The sequence below is a fragment of the Streptomyces sp. NPDC088794 genome, from assembly GCF_044750545.1.
GTDB lineage: Bacteria > Actinomycetota > Actinomycetes > Streptomycetales > Streptomycetaceae > Streptomyces.
On the sequence record NZ_JBIVKB010000003.1, the window covers coordinates 609,504 to 623,738 of the forward strand.

The window sequence follows — 14,235 nt, forward strand, 5'->3', positions numbered from 1 at the left end:
CCGGCTCACGGATGAAAACGCCACCGGCCCTCGGACACGACGTCCACCTCATCGTCCCTGGCCCGGAGCGCCGTGTCGTCGTCGATGAAGTAGATCGGGAAGTCGGCCCGCTCGACGATCCGGTCGGCCCAGGCGTCGTCCCGCTCGGCGAAGTCCGGCGAGTCCAGGTGGGGCTTCAGGTACCAGTCGAAGCGGCCGAAGGGCGGCTCCACGGTCTTCGTGCCGAGCGCGTGCAGGTCGGCGCTGTCCCCGATGACGTCGGCGGAGTGCTCGGTGAGATTCCGACTGAAGATCATCGATCCGGCGCTCAACCCGACGTAGACCCGGCTCTCCAGCGCTTCCAGGAAGCCGTCGGTCAGTCCGTTGAGGGTGATGCTGCGGGCGAGGTGGTAGTGGTTGCCGCCGCCGGCGTAGATGACGTCGGCGTGCAGCAGCCGGTCGAGGACCATGCGCTGCGGCAGACCGTTCAGCTCCAGGATGTCGAACTCCCGCCAGCCCAGGGCCTGTACGCGCGTCATGTCCCCGAGCAGCCAGCCGTGGTCGCCGGATTCGGCGACGGACGCGGTCGGAATGTAGACGATGTTCGCCGACCCGAACGGCTTGCCCAGCAGGTCCCGCAGCGCCTCCCGCAGGGTCTCGTTGCGCAGCCCGCCCGACGTCAACAGAAGATTCATCGGGCGAGCCAATCACGCGCGGATCAGGCGATCAAGACAGGCCTGCGGGACGGCGGGGTCAGGCGTCGACGTACGCCGCCAGGTGTTCGGCGGTGAGGGTGGAGCGGGCGGCGACCAGGTCGGCGGGGGTGCCCTCGAAGACGATCCGGCCGCCGTCGTGGCCGGCGCCGGGGCCGAGGTCGATGATCCAGTCGGCGTGCGCCATGACCGCCTGGTGGTGTTCGACTACGATGACGGACTTGCCGGAGTCGACCAACCGGTCGAGCAGGCCCAGGAGTTGCTCGACGTCGGCCAGGTGCAGGCCGGTGGTCGGCTCGTCGAGGACGTAGATCCCGCCCTTGTCGGCCATGTGCGTGGCCAGCTTCAGCCGCTGGCGCTCGCCGCCGGAGAGAGTGGTGAGCGGCTGGCCGAGGGTGAGGTAGCCGAGGCCGACGTCGGCGAGCCGGCCGAGGATGGTGTGCGCGGCAGGGGTGCGCGCCTCGCCGGTGCCGAAGAACTCCTCGGCTTCGGTCACCGACATCGCAAGCACCTCGCTGATGTCCCGGCCGCCGAAGCGGTATTCGAGGACCGAGGCGTCGAACCGCTTGCCGCCGCAGTCCTCGCAGGTGGAGGCTACGCCGGCCATCATGGCCAGGTCGGTGTAGATGACGCCGGCGCCGTTGCAAGTGGGGCAGGCACCCTCGGAGTTGGCGCTGAACAGGGCCGGCTTCACGCCGTTGGCCTTCGCGAACGCCTTGCGGATCGGCTCGAGCAGTCCGGTGTACGTCGCCGGGTTGCTGCGCCGCGAACCGCGGATCGGGGTCTGGTCGACCGACACCACGTTCTCGCCGGCCGGGATCGACCCGTGCACGAGCGAGCTCTTGCCGGAGCCGGCGACGCCGGTGAGGACGGTCAGCACGCCGAGCGGGATGTCGACGTCGACGTCCTGGAGGTTGTGGGTGCTCGCGCCGCGGATCTCCAGGGCGCCGGTGGGCTTGCGCGTGTCCTCCTTGAGGGAGGAGCGGTCGTCGAAGTGGCGCCCGGTGATGGTGCCGCCGGTCCGCAGGCCCTCGACGGTGCCCTCGAAGCAGACGGTGCCGCCCGCCGTGCCGGCGCCGGGGCCGAGGTCGACGACGTGGTCGGCGATCGCGATCGTCTCCGGCTTGTGCTCCACGACGAGGACCGTGTTGCCCTTGTCCCGCAGGCGCAGCAGCAGGTCGTTCATGCGCTGGATGTCGTGCGGGTGCAGGCCGATGGTGGGTTCGTCGAAGACGTACGTCACGTCGGTGAGCGAGGAGCCGAGGTGGCGGATCATCTTGACGCGCTGTGCCTCGCCGCCCGAGAGGGTGCCCGAGGGCCGGTCGAGCGCGAGGTAGCCGAGGCCGATCTCGACGAACGAGTCGAGGGTCTGCTGGAGTGCGGTGAGCAGCGGCGCCACGGACGGCTCGTCGATGCCGCGGACCCATTCGGCGAGGTCGCGGATCTCCATCGCGCAGGCGTCGGCGATGCTGATGCCCGCGTACTTCGAGTTCCGGGCGCCCTCGCTGAGGCGGGTGCCGTCGCACTCGGGACAGGTGGTGAAGGTGACCGCCCGCTCCACGAACGCCCGGATGTGCGGCTGCATCGCTTCCTTGTCCTTGGACAGGAACGACTTCTGGATCTTGGGGATCAGGCCCTCGTAGGTGAGGTTGACGCCGTTGACCTTGACCTTGACCGGCTCGCCGTAGAGGAAGGCCTGAAGCTCCTTCTTGGTGTACTGGCGGATCGGCTTGTCCGGGTCGACGAAGCCGGACTGGGCGTAGACCTGCACGGTCCACTGGCTGTCCGACTTCCAGCCGGGGATGGTGAACGCGCCCTCCGCGAGGGACTTGGAGTCGTCGTAGAGCTGGGTGAGGTCGATGTCGGAGACGGAGCCGCGGCCCTCGCAGCGGGTGCACATGCCGCCGGTGCGGTTGAAGGTCGCCTTCACGGTCTTGGTCTTCTCGGCGCCGCGTTCGACGGTGATCCCGCCACTGGCCCGGACCGAGGCGGTGTTGAAGGAGTACGCGCTGGGCGGGCCGATGTGCGGCTCGCCGAGCCGGCTGAAGAGGATGCGCAGCATCGCGTTGGCGTCGGTGGCGGTGCCGACCGTGGAGCGCGGGTCGGAACCCATGCGCTGCTGGTCGACGATGATCGCGGTGGTCAGGCCTTCGAGGACGTCGACCTCGGGCCGCGCCAGGGTCGGCATGAAGCCCTGCACGAAGGCGCTGTAGGTCTCGTTGATCAGCCGCTGCGACTCGGCGGCGATCGTGTCGAACACCAGGGAGCTCTTGCCCGAGCCGGAGATGCCGGTGAACACCGTCAGCCGGCGCTTCGGGATCTCGATGCTGACGTCCTTGAGGTTGTTCTCGCGGGCGCCGAGCACACGGATCAGTTCGTGGCTGTCGGCGGTGTGTGTTTCAGATGACTGCGTGTCCGTCCCCGTGACCCTGCTCATGCTGTCTCCTCCGTTGGGCGGCCTGCGAGGCGGGGCCTCCCTGGGCGGCCGCCCGGCGCGGTCGCCGTCACGGTAACCGCTGATCGGCCGCCGTCCACCCGGTTTACGAGCGTGAGCCACGCTAGCCGCACCCCCGTGACCGGCGCTTCTCGGATCCTGACCGGTCCGGTGAGCGGGTGGAACGGGCGGCAACGGCCGACGGACGGCCACCGGGGCCGTCCGTCGGAGTACGTGCGGCCTTCGTCGCCGCGAGCGGAATAGGTCAACCGTCAGCCGGCGGCGAGGAGTTCCAGGGTGTCGATCACGCGGTTCGAGAAACCCCACTCGTTGTCGTACCAGGCGACCACCTTGATGTGGCGGCCTTCGACGCGGGTGAGGGCGGAGTCGAAGATCGACGAGGCCGGGTTGCCCGTGATGTCGGAGGAGACGAGCGCGTCCTCGGAGTACTCCAGGACCCCGGCGAGCGGGCCCTCGGCGGCGGTGCGGTACGCGGCCAGCACGTCCTCGCGCGTCACGTCGCGGGCGACGGTCGTGTTGAGTTCGACGATCGAGCCCACCGGGACCGGCACGCGGATCGAGTCGCCCGACAGCTTGCCGTCCAGGTTCGGCAGCACGTGGCCGATCGCCTTGGCCGCGCCCGTCGTGGTCGGCACGATGTTCACGCCGGCCGCGCGGGCCCGGCGCGGGTCACGGTGCGGGCCGTCCTGGAGGTTCTGCTCCTGCGTGTAGGCGTGCACGGTCGTCATGAAGCCGTGCTCGATGCCGGCCAGCTCGTCCAGCACCGCGGCCAGCGGGGCGAGGGCGTTGGTCGTGCAGGAGGCGTTCGAGACGATCGTGTGCAGGGCGGGGTCGTAGGCATCGTTGTTCACGCCGAACGCGAGGGTGACGTCGGCGCCGTCCGACGGCGCGCTGACGAGCACCTTCCGCGCACCCGCGTCGAGGTGGGCGCGGGCGGCCTTCGCGGAGGTGAAGCGGCCGGTCGCCTCCAGTACGACGTCCACGCCGAGCTCGGCCCAGGGCAACTGCGCCGGCTCGCGCTCGGCGAGCACCTTGATACGGCGGCCGTCGACCACGAGGGTGTCCCCGTCGACGGTCACCGGGCGGCCGAGGCGGCCGGACGTGGAGTCGAAGGCGAGCAGCCGGGCGAGGGCCGCGGGCTCCGTGAGGTCGTTGACGGCGACGATCTCCAGCTTGCTGTCACGTTCGAGCAGCGCGCGCAGCACATTGCGTCCGATGCGGCCGAAACCATTGATGGCGATACGTGTCATGAGGCAGGTCCCTTCAGCTCAATTCACCCCCAGGTTCGCGCGCCCGGTGCCCGGCCGACAGCGGCGCGATCGCCATGGTTCGCAAGGATCCCGCCAAGCCCGGTTACCCCCACGCTCAGAACCCCGCCGAGCGCTATTCGCCTCGGGCGAAGGTGCGCCGGTACTCGCTCGGCGTGGTCCCGAGGATGCGCTGGAAGTGCAGTCGCAGATTCGCGCCGGTGCCGAGGCCGACGTCCGCGGCGATCTGCTCCACGCTCCGCTGCGAGCGCTCCAGGAGTTCGCGGGCCCGGTCGATGCGGGCCCGCATGACCCACTGCATCGGCGTGTAGCCGGTGTCCTCGGCGAACCGCCGGGAGAACGTGCGCTCGGACACGCCCGCGTGCCCGGCCAGCGTCTCCAGCGTGAGGGGGTCGTCGAGCCGGTGCAGGGCCCATTCGCGGGTGGCGGCGAACCGCTCGCCCAGCGGCTCGGGCACGCTGCGCGGCACGTACTGCGCCTGGCCGCCGCTGCGGTAGGGCGCCGCGACCAGGCGCCGGGCCGCGTGGTTGGAGGCGGCGACGCCCAGGTCGCCGCGCAGGATGTGCAGGCACAGGTCGATGCCGGAGGCGGCGCCGGCCGAGGTCAGGACGGTGCCCTCGTCGACGAACAGGACGTTCTCGTCGACCCGGATCTCCGGGTGCTTCGCGGCGAGCGCCCGTGTGTAGTGCCAGTGGGTGGTGGCGCGCTTGCCGTCGAGCAGGCCGGTGGCGGCGAGCGCGAAGGCGCCCGTCGAGATGGCGGCGAGCCGGGCGCCCCGGTCGTGGGCGGCGATCAGCGCCTCGACGACGGGCGGGGGCGGGTCCTCGCGGTCAGGGAAGCGGTAGCCGGGGATGAAGACGATGCCGGCCCACGCCAGCGCTTCCAGACCATGGGCCACGTGGTACGACAGTCCGTCGCCGCCGGTCACAAGGCCGGGCGCGGCCCCGCACAGCCGTACCTCGTAGGGCATGCTCCCCCGGGTCGAGAACACCTGCGCGGGAATCCCGACGTCCAGGGGCTTGGCGCCCTCCAGTACGAGCACGGCGACACGGCGCAGGTGAGAGACGGACACGGCGACCAGGTTACGCAGGGCCGACCGGCCGGGCCCGGCGAGTGGGAGGCGTGCGGGACGCCCTTGACACTCGCACGGGCGGACGACGTACGTTGAACCTGCAAGTTCCTTACGGGTGGAGGCTCCGATGCACGTACCTGGCGCGACAGCGCGCGGTACCCGCATCGAGACGTTGCTGACCACCCGACGGCATGTCGACTACTGCCGCACCGCCTCCGCGGTCTGTCCTTCCGTACACGTCTGACCCTGCCAGCGCGCCCCGCCGGCCGTCTCCTCGCGGCCCTGTCGCCGCGTGTTCCCGTGTTCTCGGAAGGATCACCCATGTCCGGCCCCGCCCTGCGTCTCGCCGTCGAGCTCGACGGCGACGGCGCCCATCCCGCGGCCTGGCGCCGCGCCGCCCACGCCCCCGACCGGTTGCTCACCCCGCGGCGCACGGCCGAGTTGGCCGCCGTCGCCGAGAACGCGGGGTTCACGCTGATCACCCTGGACGACGGTGTGCTGCCGCCCGGGACGGCGGCGGATCCGGTGGGCCGGATCGGCTCGGTGGAGCGGGCGGCCTTCGTCGCCGCCTCCACGAGTACGATCGGGATCGCACCCGTCGTCCCCCTCACGTACGCCGAACCCTTCCATGTCTCCAGCCAGTTGGCGTCGCTCGACCACATCTCGGCCGGGCGTGCCGGGTGGGTGGTGACCGAGGAGGAGCACCCGGAGGCGGCCCGCGCCTGGGGCCGCCCCGTGATCACGGACGCCGCCGCGCGGGCCCGGGAGTCCCGCGACGGGGTGGACGTGGTCCGCGACCTGTGGGACTCGTGGGAGGACGACGCGGTCATCAGGTCCGTGGCCACCAGCCGCTATCTCGACCGCGACCGGCTCCACTACATCGACTTCACCGGCGACACGTACGCGGTCAAGGGCCCGGCGATCGTGCCGCGCCCGCCCCAGGGACAACTCGTCGTCCTGGGCAGCCCGGACCGGGTGCCCGCCGGGCTGCTCGACGTCGCCCTCGTCGCGGGCCGTGACCTCGCATCGGTCGGGGAGGCCGCGGTCGCTGCCGAAACCCCTCTCGTCCTCGCCGAGTTGGAGGTCGCGCTGGACACGCCGGACGCGACCGGTGCCGAGCGGGTCGCCGACCTGGAGCGGTACGCGCCCTGGACCGACCGCGGCCGCCTGCGGCACGTCGGCTCGGCGGAGCAACTGGTCGCGCTGCTGGCCGAGTTGAGCGCCCACGTCGACGGCGTACGACTGCACCCGCTGGTCCTGGACGAGGACCTGGGCGTCCTCTCCCGTCTCGTCCTGCCCGCCCTCTCCGCGCGTCGGCTCGTCGCCCGCCCGCTGCCCGGTACGTCCCTGCGCTCGACCCTGGGTCTGGAGCGCCCCGCCAACCGCTTCGCCGCCGCAGCCGCGGTCGCTCAGGAGGACACCCGATGACCCGCACCGATCCCCTCGACGTCCCCCGGCCCGACGCACAGCTCCACTTCGGGGTCTTCTTCCAGGGCGTCAACCACTGGACCGTGTGGTCCGCGCCCGAGAGCGGCTCCCAGATCGACCCCGCTTCCTTCCGCAAGGTGGCGCAGACCGCCGAACGGGGCCTGTTCGACGCGTTCTTCCTCGGCGAGGGGCTGCGGCTGCGCGAGGTCGACGGCAAGATCCACGACCTCGACGTGGCCGGCCGGCCGGACGCCATCACCCAGCTCACCGCGCTGGCCGCCGTCACCCGCCGGATCGGCCTGGTCTCCACCTCCAACTCCACCTTCAACGAGCCCGCCGACCTCGCCCGCCGCCTGTCCGGGCTCGACCTGCTCTCCGAGGGGCGCGCCGGCTGGAACGTGGTGACCACGGACAACGCCTGGACCGGCGCCAACTTCCGCCGCGGCGGCTACCTCGACCACGCCGACCGCTACCGGCGCGCCGCCGAGTTCCTCACCGTGGCCCGCGCGCTGTGGGACGGCTGGGAGGACGGCGCCATCGCCGGCTCCGCGGATGCCCCGGCCTGGTCGGCATCCGGCGCCGTACGCCAAGTGCGCCACCAGGGACCGCAGTTCGACGTCGACCTCGCGCCGACCCTGCCGCGCAGCGCCCAGGGTCACCCCGTCATCTTCCAGGCCGGGGACTCCGGCGAGGGCCGTGACTTCGCCGCCCGCCACGCCGACGTCATCTTCTCCGCGCACGGCAACGACTTCGACGACGCGCTCGCCTTCGCCGAGGACCTGCGGCGCCGGCTGCGGGCGGTCGGACGGCCCGACGACGACCTGCGGATCCTGCCCGGCACCGAGATCATCATCGGCGCCACCGAGGAGGAGGCGCAGGAGAAGAAGCGCTGGCTGCGGCTGCAACAGGTCACTCCCGCAACGGCGTTGGGGGTCGCCACGCTGCTGTGGGGCATCGACCTGGCCGGCCGCGACGCCGACGGGCCGCTGCCGAAGGAGGACCCGGTCGTCGCGGAGAACGACGGCTCCTTCGGCGCCCGCCGCGTCGCGGACCCGCGTGCCGTGGTCGCCGAGTGGCGTGCGAAGGCCGAGGCCAACGGCTGGTCGCTGCGGGAGACGGTCATCGCCCTCGGCCCGCAGCGCGGCCACGTCGGCACCCCGTCCGGCCTCGCCGACAAGTTCGCCCACTTCGTGCGGCACGGCGCGGTCGACGGCTTCAACGTCACGCCGTACCTGATCCCGGACGGCCTCGACGACATCGTCGACCTGCTCGTCCCCGAACTCCAGGAGCGTGGTGTCTACCGCACGGAGTACACGGGTACGACGCTCCGCTCGCACCTGGGCCTGCGCGAACCGCTCACGCACCGGTCCGCCGCCGAACGGCGGGAGGCGGGCTGACCGCGCCGGATCAGGTGGTCTGGGGCGGCGGCAGGTAGAGGTGGCTGAGGTCGTCCGGCACGGGGTTGGCGGGTCGGAACAGCGGATCCGACTCGCCGTCGGCGGCGGTCGCGGGAGCGTCGGTGAGGCGCATGCGCTCCCGCAGCCGCCCGTAGAAGTCGGCGGGCGCCAGCCGGACAAGGCGCAGGGGTCGCGGCGCGGCGATCACGCCGATCCAGTCGCCCGGTTCGAGGACCCCGCGCGGCTGTCCGTCGACGCTGACGGCGGCCCGGCCCGAGTGGGGCAGGACGCGCAGCGCGATCGGCTCGTCCGCGTTCGCGATCACCGTACGGTCGAAGGTCATGTGCGGGGCGACCGGCGTGAACACCACCGCCCGCATCCGGGGTGAGAGCACCGGACCGCCGGCGGCGAAGCTGTAGGCGGTGGAGCCGGTCGGGGTCGCGACGATCGCGCCGTCCGCGGAGTACGACGCCAGCAGCCGCCCGGAGATGTACACGCCGAGGCTCACCTGGCGGTCCCGGGCCAGCTTCTCCACCACGATGTCGTTCAGCGCGGTGACGTCCAGGGCGACGCCCCAGCCGTCCTCCGTCGGGTCGGCCTGCGGCGGGGGCGGAAGCGCGGGTCCGCGCCCGTAGCAGAGGATCTCCTCCATGTCGGAGGGCATCTCCAGCGGCTTGGACGCCCGCATGGTGAGGGTCATGCGCTCCTCGCAGGTGGATCTGCCCGCGTGCACGGCCTCCAGTGCCTCCTCGACGTCGCCGACGGCGGTCTCGGTGAGGAAGCCGACCTTGCCGAGGTCGACGCCCAGGACCTGGATGTCCTTCTTGGCCGCGATCCGCGCCCCGCGCAGGAACGTGCCGTCCCCGCCGAGGGTGACGATGAGGTCGGGCATCCCGGCGGCCCGCATCTCCTCACGACCGCTGCGCCGCCGCTCCTGTCCCTGCCACACGTCGATGTCGGCACAGCCGATGCCGTGCCCGGCGCACCACTCCCGCACGGTCTCGGCCCCGGTCACCGCCTCGGGCCGACCTCCGTGCACGACGAGTCCCACGCGGCCGATCGGCATGTCGTCTCCCGGGCTGTCGACGGATCAAGGGGCCGTACGCCAGCCATGGTCACAGTTCGGGCCGGGGTCCGCCACGGGATCGCTCCGCTCGGGTCGACCGGGTGACGGGGACTCCCGCCGGGCACGGCCGCCGGCCCCATGACGGACTACCGTCCCGCCGACCGACTCCCGCCCCGCCGCAGCGGTGCCTCCTTCGGGTCCAGCAATTGGGCGGCGATCCCCATGAGGACCAGGCCGGTGGCGATGAGGAGTCCGTCGGAGATCACGATCCCGACGATCAGCACGACCGCGCCGAGGGCCAGGCCGTACCAGAGGCCGGTGCGCCGGTACTCGCGTGGCCGTGCCGGACGCCCGGCACGCAGGGCGTGGGTGAAACGGGGATCGTCCTGTTCGAGTCGCGCTTCAAGATCGGCCAGTCGTTCGGCGTCGTTCCGATGCACGGCTGCTCCTTCCCAGAACCGGCGCGGCCCTGGACAGGGCCTTCCCTCAGCATTTCCTCCTGCCGACCTCACTCACCATCAGGCTCGACTCTCGACTCCCCGGATGGCCGGGACCTCGTCCTCGGCGTCCTCCGGTTCCGCAGACGCCCCTCCCGTCCCGGCGCTGTCACCCCCGCGCGGCAAGGCGTCACGCGCCGCCCGCAGCGCACGCGCGAACAGCTCCGCCCGGCCCGCCAGCACAGGACCGAGAACGGCCAGGACGAGGACGTACCCGGCGATGAACGGGGCGAGTCGCCCGTCAAGTCCCGCGCTCGTCGCCATCGCCGCCAGGATCAGCGCGAACTCGCCTCGCGCCACCAGGGTGGTGGCGATGTCCGCGGCGGTGTCGAGGCCGTAGCCGTACAGGCGGGCGACGAGCAGGCCCGCGACGATGTTCACGGCGACGGTCAGGGCGGCCGCGGCGGCGACAGGACCGGCGACGGATGCCAGGTCGCCCGGGTCGATGGCCAGCCCGAAGGCGAAGAAGAAGATGGCCGCGAAGGCGTCCCGGAGGGGGTGCACCAGTTCGCGGATGCGGGGCGCGGAGGGCGTGCCGGCCAGGATCAGGCCGACCATGAACGCGCCGATGGCGTCGGCGACGCCGAGGACCTCGGAGACGCCGGCGACCAGGACTGCGGCGCCGAGGAAGCTGATGACGAGCAGTTCGCTGTCCTTGGTCGCGATGAGGCGGCCGACGAGGCGGGTGCCGTAGCGCGCGGCGGCGGCCAGCACCAGCAGGAAGCCGAAGGCCTTTCCGCTCTGCAGCACCATCTCGCCGACGCCCTCCGCACCGCCGATCACCGGCTGGAGCGCGGCGAGGTACAGCGCGAGGAAGATGTCCTCCACCACGATCACACCGAGGATCAGCCGGGTCTCGGGGCGGCCGATGCGCCCGAGGTCGATGAGGATCTTGGTGACGATCGCGGAGGAGGAGATCCCCAGGACACCGGCGAGCACCAGCGCCTCGCGCACGCCCCAGCCGAGCGCGAAGCCGAATCCGAGGCCGGCGCCCACGTTCAGCAGCAGATAGATGCCACCGGCGGACAGCAGTCGGCGGCCGCCACTGCGCAGGTCGTCGAGGTGGAATTCCAGGCCCAGGTAGAACAGCAGCAGCACCAGTCCGAGCGCGGAGAGCATCTCGAAGTCGTGCGCGTCCTCGACCAGGACCAGGCCCGGGGTGTGCGGGCCGAGCAGGATCCCGGCGAGCATGAACAGGGGAATCGTCGGCAGCCCGATCCGGCCGCCGAGCCGCGCGAGCAACGCGGCCGCCAGGAACGCGCCGCCCATGGCCAACAGGGTGTCAGCGTGTCCCACGGGTCACCTCCTGTCGGAGGGCGCGGGTACGGGTTGTCCGGATGTCTCGGGCACTGGGTGTCTTCGACTCACGGTGATGGATGAGGAGTTCTCTTTCGTCGGAGGTGCAGGAGCCACTCCGACGATCACACGCACAGGGGGCCGGTCACCATCCGTGACGGCCCCCAAATTCGTTAGCTCCGCTTGCGGCCGACGCCCGCGTACACCCAGTACTCCGAGGGGTTCTCCGGGATCTCGTCCTCGGGGTCCGGGCGCCACAACGGTACGTGGACCAGGCCCGGTTGGACGAGGTCGAAGCCGTCGAAGAGGTGCTGGATCTCGTCGCGGGAGCGGGCGGTCACCGGGGAGGTGGCTTTGGCCTTGTACAGCTGTCCGACGGCGGCGGCCGTGTCGGGGCGGTCCTCGTTGGTGGCGTGGGTGAGCGCCAGCCAGCCCTGTTCGGGCAGCGCGTCCCGGAAGGCGGCGACGAGGCCCGCCGGATTCTCCTCCGGCGTGACGAAGTGCAGGATCGTGATCATCAGGACGGCGACGGGCTGGTCGAGGTCGATCAACTTCCGTACCTGCGGGGCGGCCAGGATGTCGGCGGGCCGGCGGATGTCGGCGTCGAGGATGTCCGCGCCCGGGTTGTCGGCCAGCAGGGCGGCGCTGTGCGCGACGGCCACGGGGTCGTTGTCGACGTAGACCACCCGGCTGTCCGGGTCGGCGGCCTGGGCCACCTCGTGGACGTTGCCCTGGGTGGGGATGCCGGAGCCGAGGTCGATGAACTGCCGTACCCCGGAGGCGATGAGGAAGCGGACGGCGCGGCCGAGGAAGGCGCGGTTGGCCCGGGCCAGGGTGCGGACCTGGGGGTCGATGGCGGTGAACGCCGCTACCGCCTCCCGGTCTATGGCGAAGTTGTGCTCGCCGCCCAGCATGGCGTCGTACATGCGGGCAACACTCGCCTTGTTGGGCGTTGCGTCCTCCGGGAGACCCTGCTGCACCACAACTCCCATGCGTCTCGGTGTACTTGACGTCCCACCATATAGTTCTCCCCGTTGCGGCGAGGCGCCTGCGCCTGGCACGCGGCCGATCCCGGCCCCACCCGGAAAGGCAAGACCCTGCGCGACGAAGCCCGCCACCTACCGGACGGTGCGCTCTCCTCCATGCCACAGCGCCGTCGTCTGTTCTTCTCCCCCGCGGCCGATGTCATCGGCTCCGAGCTGGATCTGCACATGACGGGAAGTCATGTCGTGCACGCGCTGACACCGGCGTTCTGCGACGCGGCGTCCGTGTACCTGCTGGAGCGGTGGCTCCTGGAGGAGAACGCCTACGCGGGCTCCGATCCGCCGCAGGTCGAGGCGCGCCGGCTCGCGCTGCGGGTGGGGGCGGAGGCGGCCGAGGACTGGGAGCCGCTGCTGCCCGTCGACCAGGTGCTCGTCTTTCCGCGGGAGACGCCGTACGCCCGTGCGCTGGCGGACAAGCGGTCGCAACTGCTCGACGCGGTGGACCCGCACACGAGCGAGCGGCTGAGCGCGACCGGGCCCGACGACGAGGGCATCCGCAGTCTTCTGGAGAGCGAGTCGTTCCTGGTCGTGCCGCTGCATCTGCGGGATGTCGCGGTCGGGTTCATCGCCTGCACCCGCGGTCCGGACAAGCCGCCGTTCGAGCGCGCGGACGCCGTCGCCGTGGAGCGGCTGGCCGCCCGGGCCTGTGTCGCGCTGGACAACGCGCGGCGCTACGAGCGGGAGCGGCGCACCGCGCTGGCCATCCGCAACAGCCTGCTGCCCACGACGGACCACGACTTCCCGGGCTGCCGCATCGCCCACGGCTATCTCCCGGCGGGCGACGGCAACATCATCGGCGGCGACTGGTTCGACGCGCTGCCCCGGCCGGACGGCCGCGTGGGCCTGATCGTCGGGGACGCCATGGGGCACGGTCCCGAATCGGCCGTCGCCATGATCCAGTTGAGCACGGCCGTCCGTACCCTCGCGGGGCTCGACCTGTGCCCCGCCGATCTGATGAACCGTCTCGACGCGCTCGCCGCCGCCATCCCCGGCGCCTCCTTCGCCACCTGCATGTACGCCGAGTGGGATCCCCGGAAAAACACCTGCACGCTGGTGGGCGCCGGCCACCCTCCCCCACTGGTCAGGGACGCGGACGGACCGGCCACCCCGGTCGTGCTCGCCAACGCCGGTCTGCCCCTGGGTCTCGGCGCGGGGCGCTACGAGACCACCGTGCTGACCGTAACGAAGCCGACCCTGCTGGTCCTCTACAGCGACGGGCTCGTCGAGTCCCGCCAGTGCGACATCGAGGAGGGCATCGACCGCCTCGCCCACGCCCTCGACTCCGCCGTCACGCGGAAGCCCGGTGACGACGATCTGCGGTCGCTGTGCGAGGAGTTGCTGGACGATGCCGCCGCTGCGCCGGGCGCGGACGACCGGACGGTGCTGCTCGCCGAGCTGACACCCTCGTAGCACCGCGCCCGCCACCCTTCCCGGCCGTCAGAGGCAGGCGCCGCTCAGCGTCGCCCACACCGCGTTGCCCTTCGTGCGGGTCGAGCGCTCGGCCCCCCAGGCGTCGGCGACCTCCTGCACGATCAGCAGCCCGCGGCCTGTCTCGCAGTCGACGGTCGGCCGGCCCCGGGCCGGGGTGAGCGCGGCGCCGTCGTAGTCGTGGACCTCGACCCGCAGCCGCTCCTCGCCGATGACCGCGACGCCGCACAGGACCCGCGAACTGAGCGTGTGCACGACGGCGTTGGTGACCAGCTCGGACACCAGCAGGACGGCGTCGGCGCACAGTTCGGCCGGCACCCGCCACGAGCGCAGACAGGAGCTCACGCCGTGCCGGGCGGCTCTGACGCTCTCCCGTCTGGCGGGCAGTTCGAACCAGTGGGACCGGTCGGGGCCGGGGGTGTCTAACAAGGAGGAGAGGGAAGTCGTGTGGGGGGACACGGTGTTCGCCTTCCGTGGGAGGACGGGCGCAGCGGGGTGAGCGAGGAGGCGTACGACTGAGAACGGCCGCCCCCGGTCGGGGTGTTCGAGGCACGGCCGGACGATCCGAACGCCTTGCCACGCCAACTCCACGG

General features: G+C 71.8%; 13 protein-coding genes. 4 read left to right on the forward strand and 9 right to left on the reverse strand.

The annotated features are described in order from the left end of the window. Positions 1-5: 5 nt before the first annotated feature. The 4 genes from ACIP6U_RS11640 to ACIP6U_RS11655 form a co-directional block, all read right to left on the reverse strand. Positions 6-674 (reverse strand): Type 1 glutamine amidotransferase-like domain-containing protein, encoded by a 669-nt coding sequence (locus ACIP6U_RS11640; protein ID WP_401715235.1) that lies wholly within the window; start codon positions 672-674, stop codon positions 6-8. A gap of 58 nt (positions 675-732) precedes the next feature. Next, the gene (locus ACIP6U_RS11645; RefSeq protein ID WP_401715236.1) at positions 733-3,129 is read right to left on the reverse strand and encodes an ATP-binding cassette domain-containing protein; all 2,397 of its coding nucleotides are present in this window, start codon (positions 3,127-3,129) and stop codon (positions 733-735) included. A gap of 269 nt (positions 3,130-3,398) precedes the next feature. Further along, positions 3,399-4,397 carry a type I glyceraldehyde-3-phosphate dehydrogenase gene (gene gap, locus ACIP6U_RS11650; RefSeq protein WP_401715238.1) on the reverse strand — a complete coding sequence of 333 codons (999 nt, stop codon included), beginning with the start codon at positions 4,395-4,397 and terminating at the stop codon, positions 3,399-3,401. A gap of 133 nt (positions 4,398-4,530) precedes the next feature. Then, positions 4,531-5,487: a GlxA family transcriptional regulator gene (locus tag ACIP6U_RS11655; RefSeq protein ID WP_401715239.1), complete on the reverse strand. Its 957-nt coding sequence runs from the start codon at positions 5,485-5,487 to the stop codon at positions 4,531-4,533. Positions 5,488-5,614: 127 nt separating this feature from the next. Here ACIP6U_RS11655 and ACIP6U_RS11660 point away from each other — a divergent pair, with 127 nt between their 5' ends. The 3 genes from ACIP6U_RS11660 (at position 5,615) to ACIP6U_RS11670 (ending at position 8,312) form a co-directional block, all read left to right on the forward strand. After that, positions 5,615-5,731 carry a putative leader peptide gene (locus tag ACIP6U_RS11660; protein WP_401715240.1) on the forward strand — a complete coding sequence of 39 codons (117 nt, stop codon included), beginning with the start codon at positions 5,615-5,617 and terminating at the stop codon, positions 5,729-5,731. Positions 5,732-5,808: 77 nt separating this feature from the next. Further along, entirely contained in the window at positions 5,809-6,915 is a 1,107-nt protein-coding gene (locus ACIP6U_RS11665; protein ID WP_401715241.1) for an LLM class flavin-dependent oxidoreductase, read from the forward strand. Beyond that, a complete protein-coding gene (locus ACIP6U_RS11670) occupies positions 6,912-8,312 on the forward strand; it encodes an NtaA/DmoA family FMN-dependent monooxygenase (protein WP_401715242.1) in 1,401 nt (466 codons plus the stop codon). Before ACIP6U_RS11665 ends, ACIP6U_RS11670 begins: the two co-directional genes overlap by 4 nt. Positions 8,313-8,322: 10 nt before the next feature. Here ACIP6U_RS11670 and ACIP6U_RS11675 read toward each other — a convergent pair whose 3' ends face one another. The 4 genes from ACIP6U_RS11675 to ACIP6U_RS11690 all read right to left on the reverse strand — a co-directional run bounded on the left by ACIP6U_RS11675 (position 8,323) and on the right by ACIP6U_RS11690 (position 12,163). Continuing rightward, a complete protein-coding gene (locus tag ACIP6U_RS11675) occupies positions 8,323-9,378 on the reverse strand; it encodes an NAD(+)/NADH kinase (protein ID WP_401715244.1) in 1,056 nt (351 codons plus the stop codon). A gap of 146 nt (positions 9,379-9,524) precedes the next feature. Beyond that, positions 9,525-9,818 (reverse strand): DUF3040 domain-containing protein, encoded by a 294-nt coding sequence (locus tag ACIP6U_RS11680; protein WP_401715245.1) that lies wholly within the window; start codon positions 9,816-9,818, stop codon positions 9,525-9,527. 78 nt (positions 9,819-9,896) lie between these two features. Further along, positions 9,897-11,171, reverse strand: coding sequence for a cation:proton antiporter (locus tag ACIP6U_RS11685; protein ID WP_401715247.1), 1,275 nt, complete (start codon positions 11,169-11,171; stop codon positions 9,897-9,899). A gap of 173 nt (positions 11,172-11,344) precedes the next feature. After that, entirely contained in the window at positions 11,345-12,163 is an 819-nt protein-coding gene (locus tag ACIP6U_RS11690) for an SAM-dependent methyltransferase (protein ID WP_401715249.1), read from the reverse strand. Between the two features lie 150 nt (positions 12,164-12,313). Between ACIP6U_RS11690 and ACIP6U_RS11695 the strand changes: the two genes are divergently transcribed. After that, positions 12,314-13,624, forward strand: coding sequence for a PP2C family protein-serine/threonine phosphatase (locus tag ACIP6U_RS11695; protein ID WP_401715251.1), 1,311 nt, complete (start codon positions 12,314-12,316; stop codon positions 13,622-13,624). Positions 13,625-13,651: 27 nt separating this feature from the next. Here the strand turns inward: ACIP6U_RS11695 and ACIP6U_RS11700 are convergent, their stop codons facing one another. Next, entirely contained in the window at positions 13,652-14,071 is a 420-nt protein-coding gene (locus tag ACIP6U_RS11700; RefSeq protein ID WP_401715253.1) for an ATP-binding protein, read from the reverse strand. Positions 14,072-14,235: the final 164 nt, after the last annotated feature.

Excerpts from the sequence above, each read along its gene's own strand:
- ACIP6U_RS11640 (WP_401715235.1), bottom strand. The coding sequence starts at position 674 with ATGAATCTTCTGTTGACGTCGGGCGGGCTGCGCAACGAGACCCTGCGG.
- ACIP6U_RS11690 (WP_401715249.1), bottom strand. The coding sequence starts at position 12,163 with ATGGGAGTTGTGGTGCAGCAGGGTCTCCCGGAGGACGCAACGCCCAAC.
- ACIP6U_RS11665 (WP_401715241.1), top strand. The coding sequence starts at position 5,809 with ATGTCCGGCCCCGCCCTGCGTCTCGCCGTCGAGCTCGACGGCGACGGC.
- gap (WP_401715238.1), bottom strand. The coding sequence starts at position 4,397 with ATGACACGTATCGCCATCAATGGTTTCGGCCGCATCGGACGCAATGTG.
- ACIP6U_RS11660 (WP_401715240.1), top strand. The coding sequence starts at position 5,615 with ATGCACGTACCTGGCGCGACAGCGCGCGGTACCCGCATCGAGACGTTG.
- ACIP6U_RS11695 (WP_401715251.1), top strand. The coding sequence starts at position 12,314 with ATGCCACAGCGCCGTCGTCTGTTCTTCTCCCCCGCGGCCGATGTCATC.
- ACIP6U_RS11675 (WP_401715244.1), bottom strand. The coding sequence starts at position 9,378 with ATGCCGATCGGCCGCGTGGGACTCGTCGTGCACGGAGGTCGGCCCGAG.
- ACIP6U_RS11670 (WP_401715242.1), top strand. The coding sequence starts at position 6,912 with ATGACCCGCACCGATCCCCTCGACGTCCCCCGGCCCGACGCACAGCTC.
- ACIP6U_RS11645 (WP_401715236.1), bottom strand. The coding sequence starts at position 3,129 with ATGAGCAGGGTCACGGGGACGGACACGCAGTCATCTGAAACACACACC.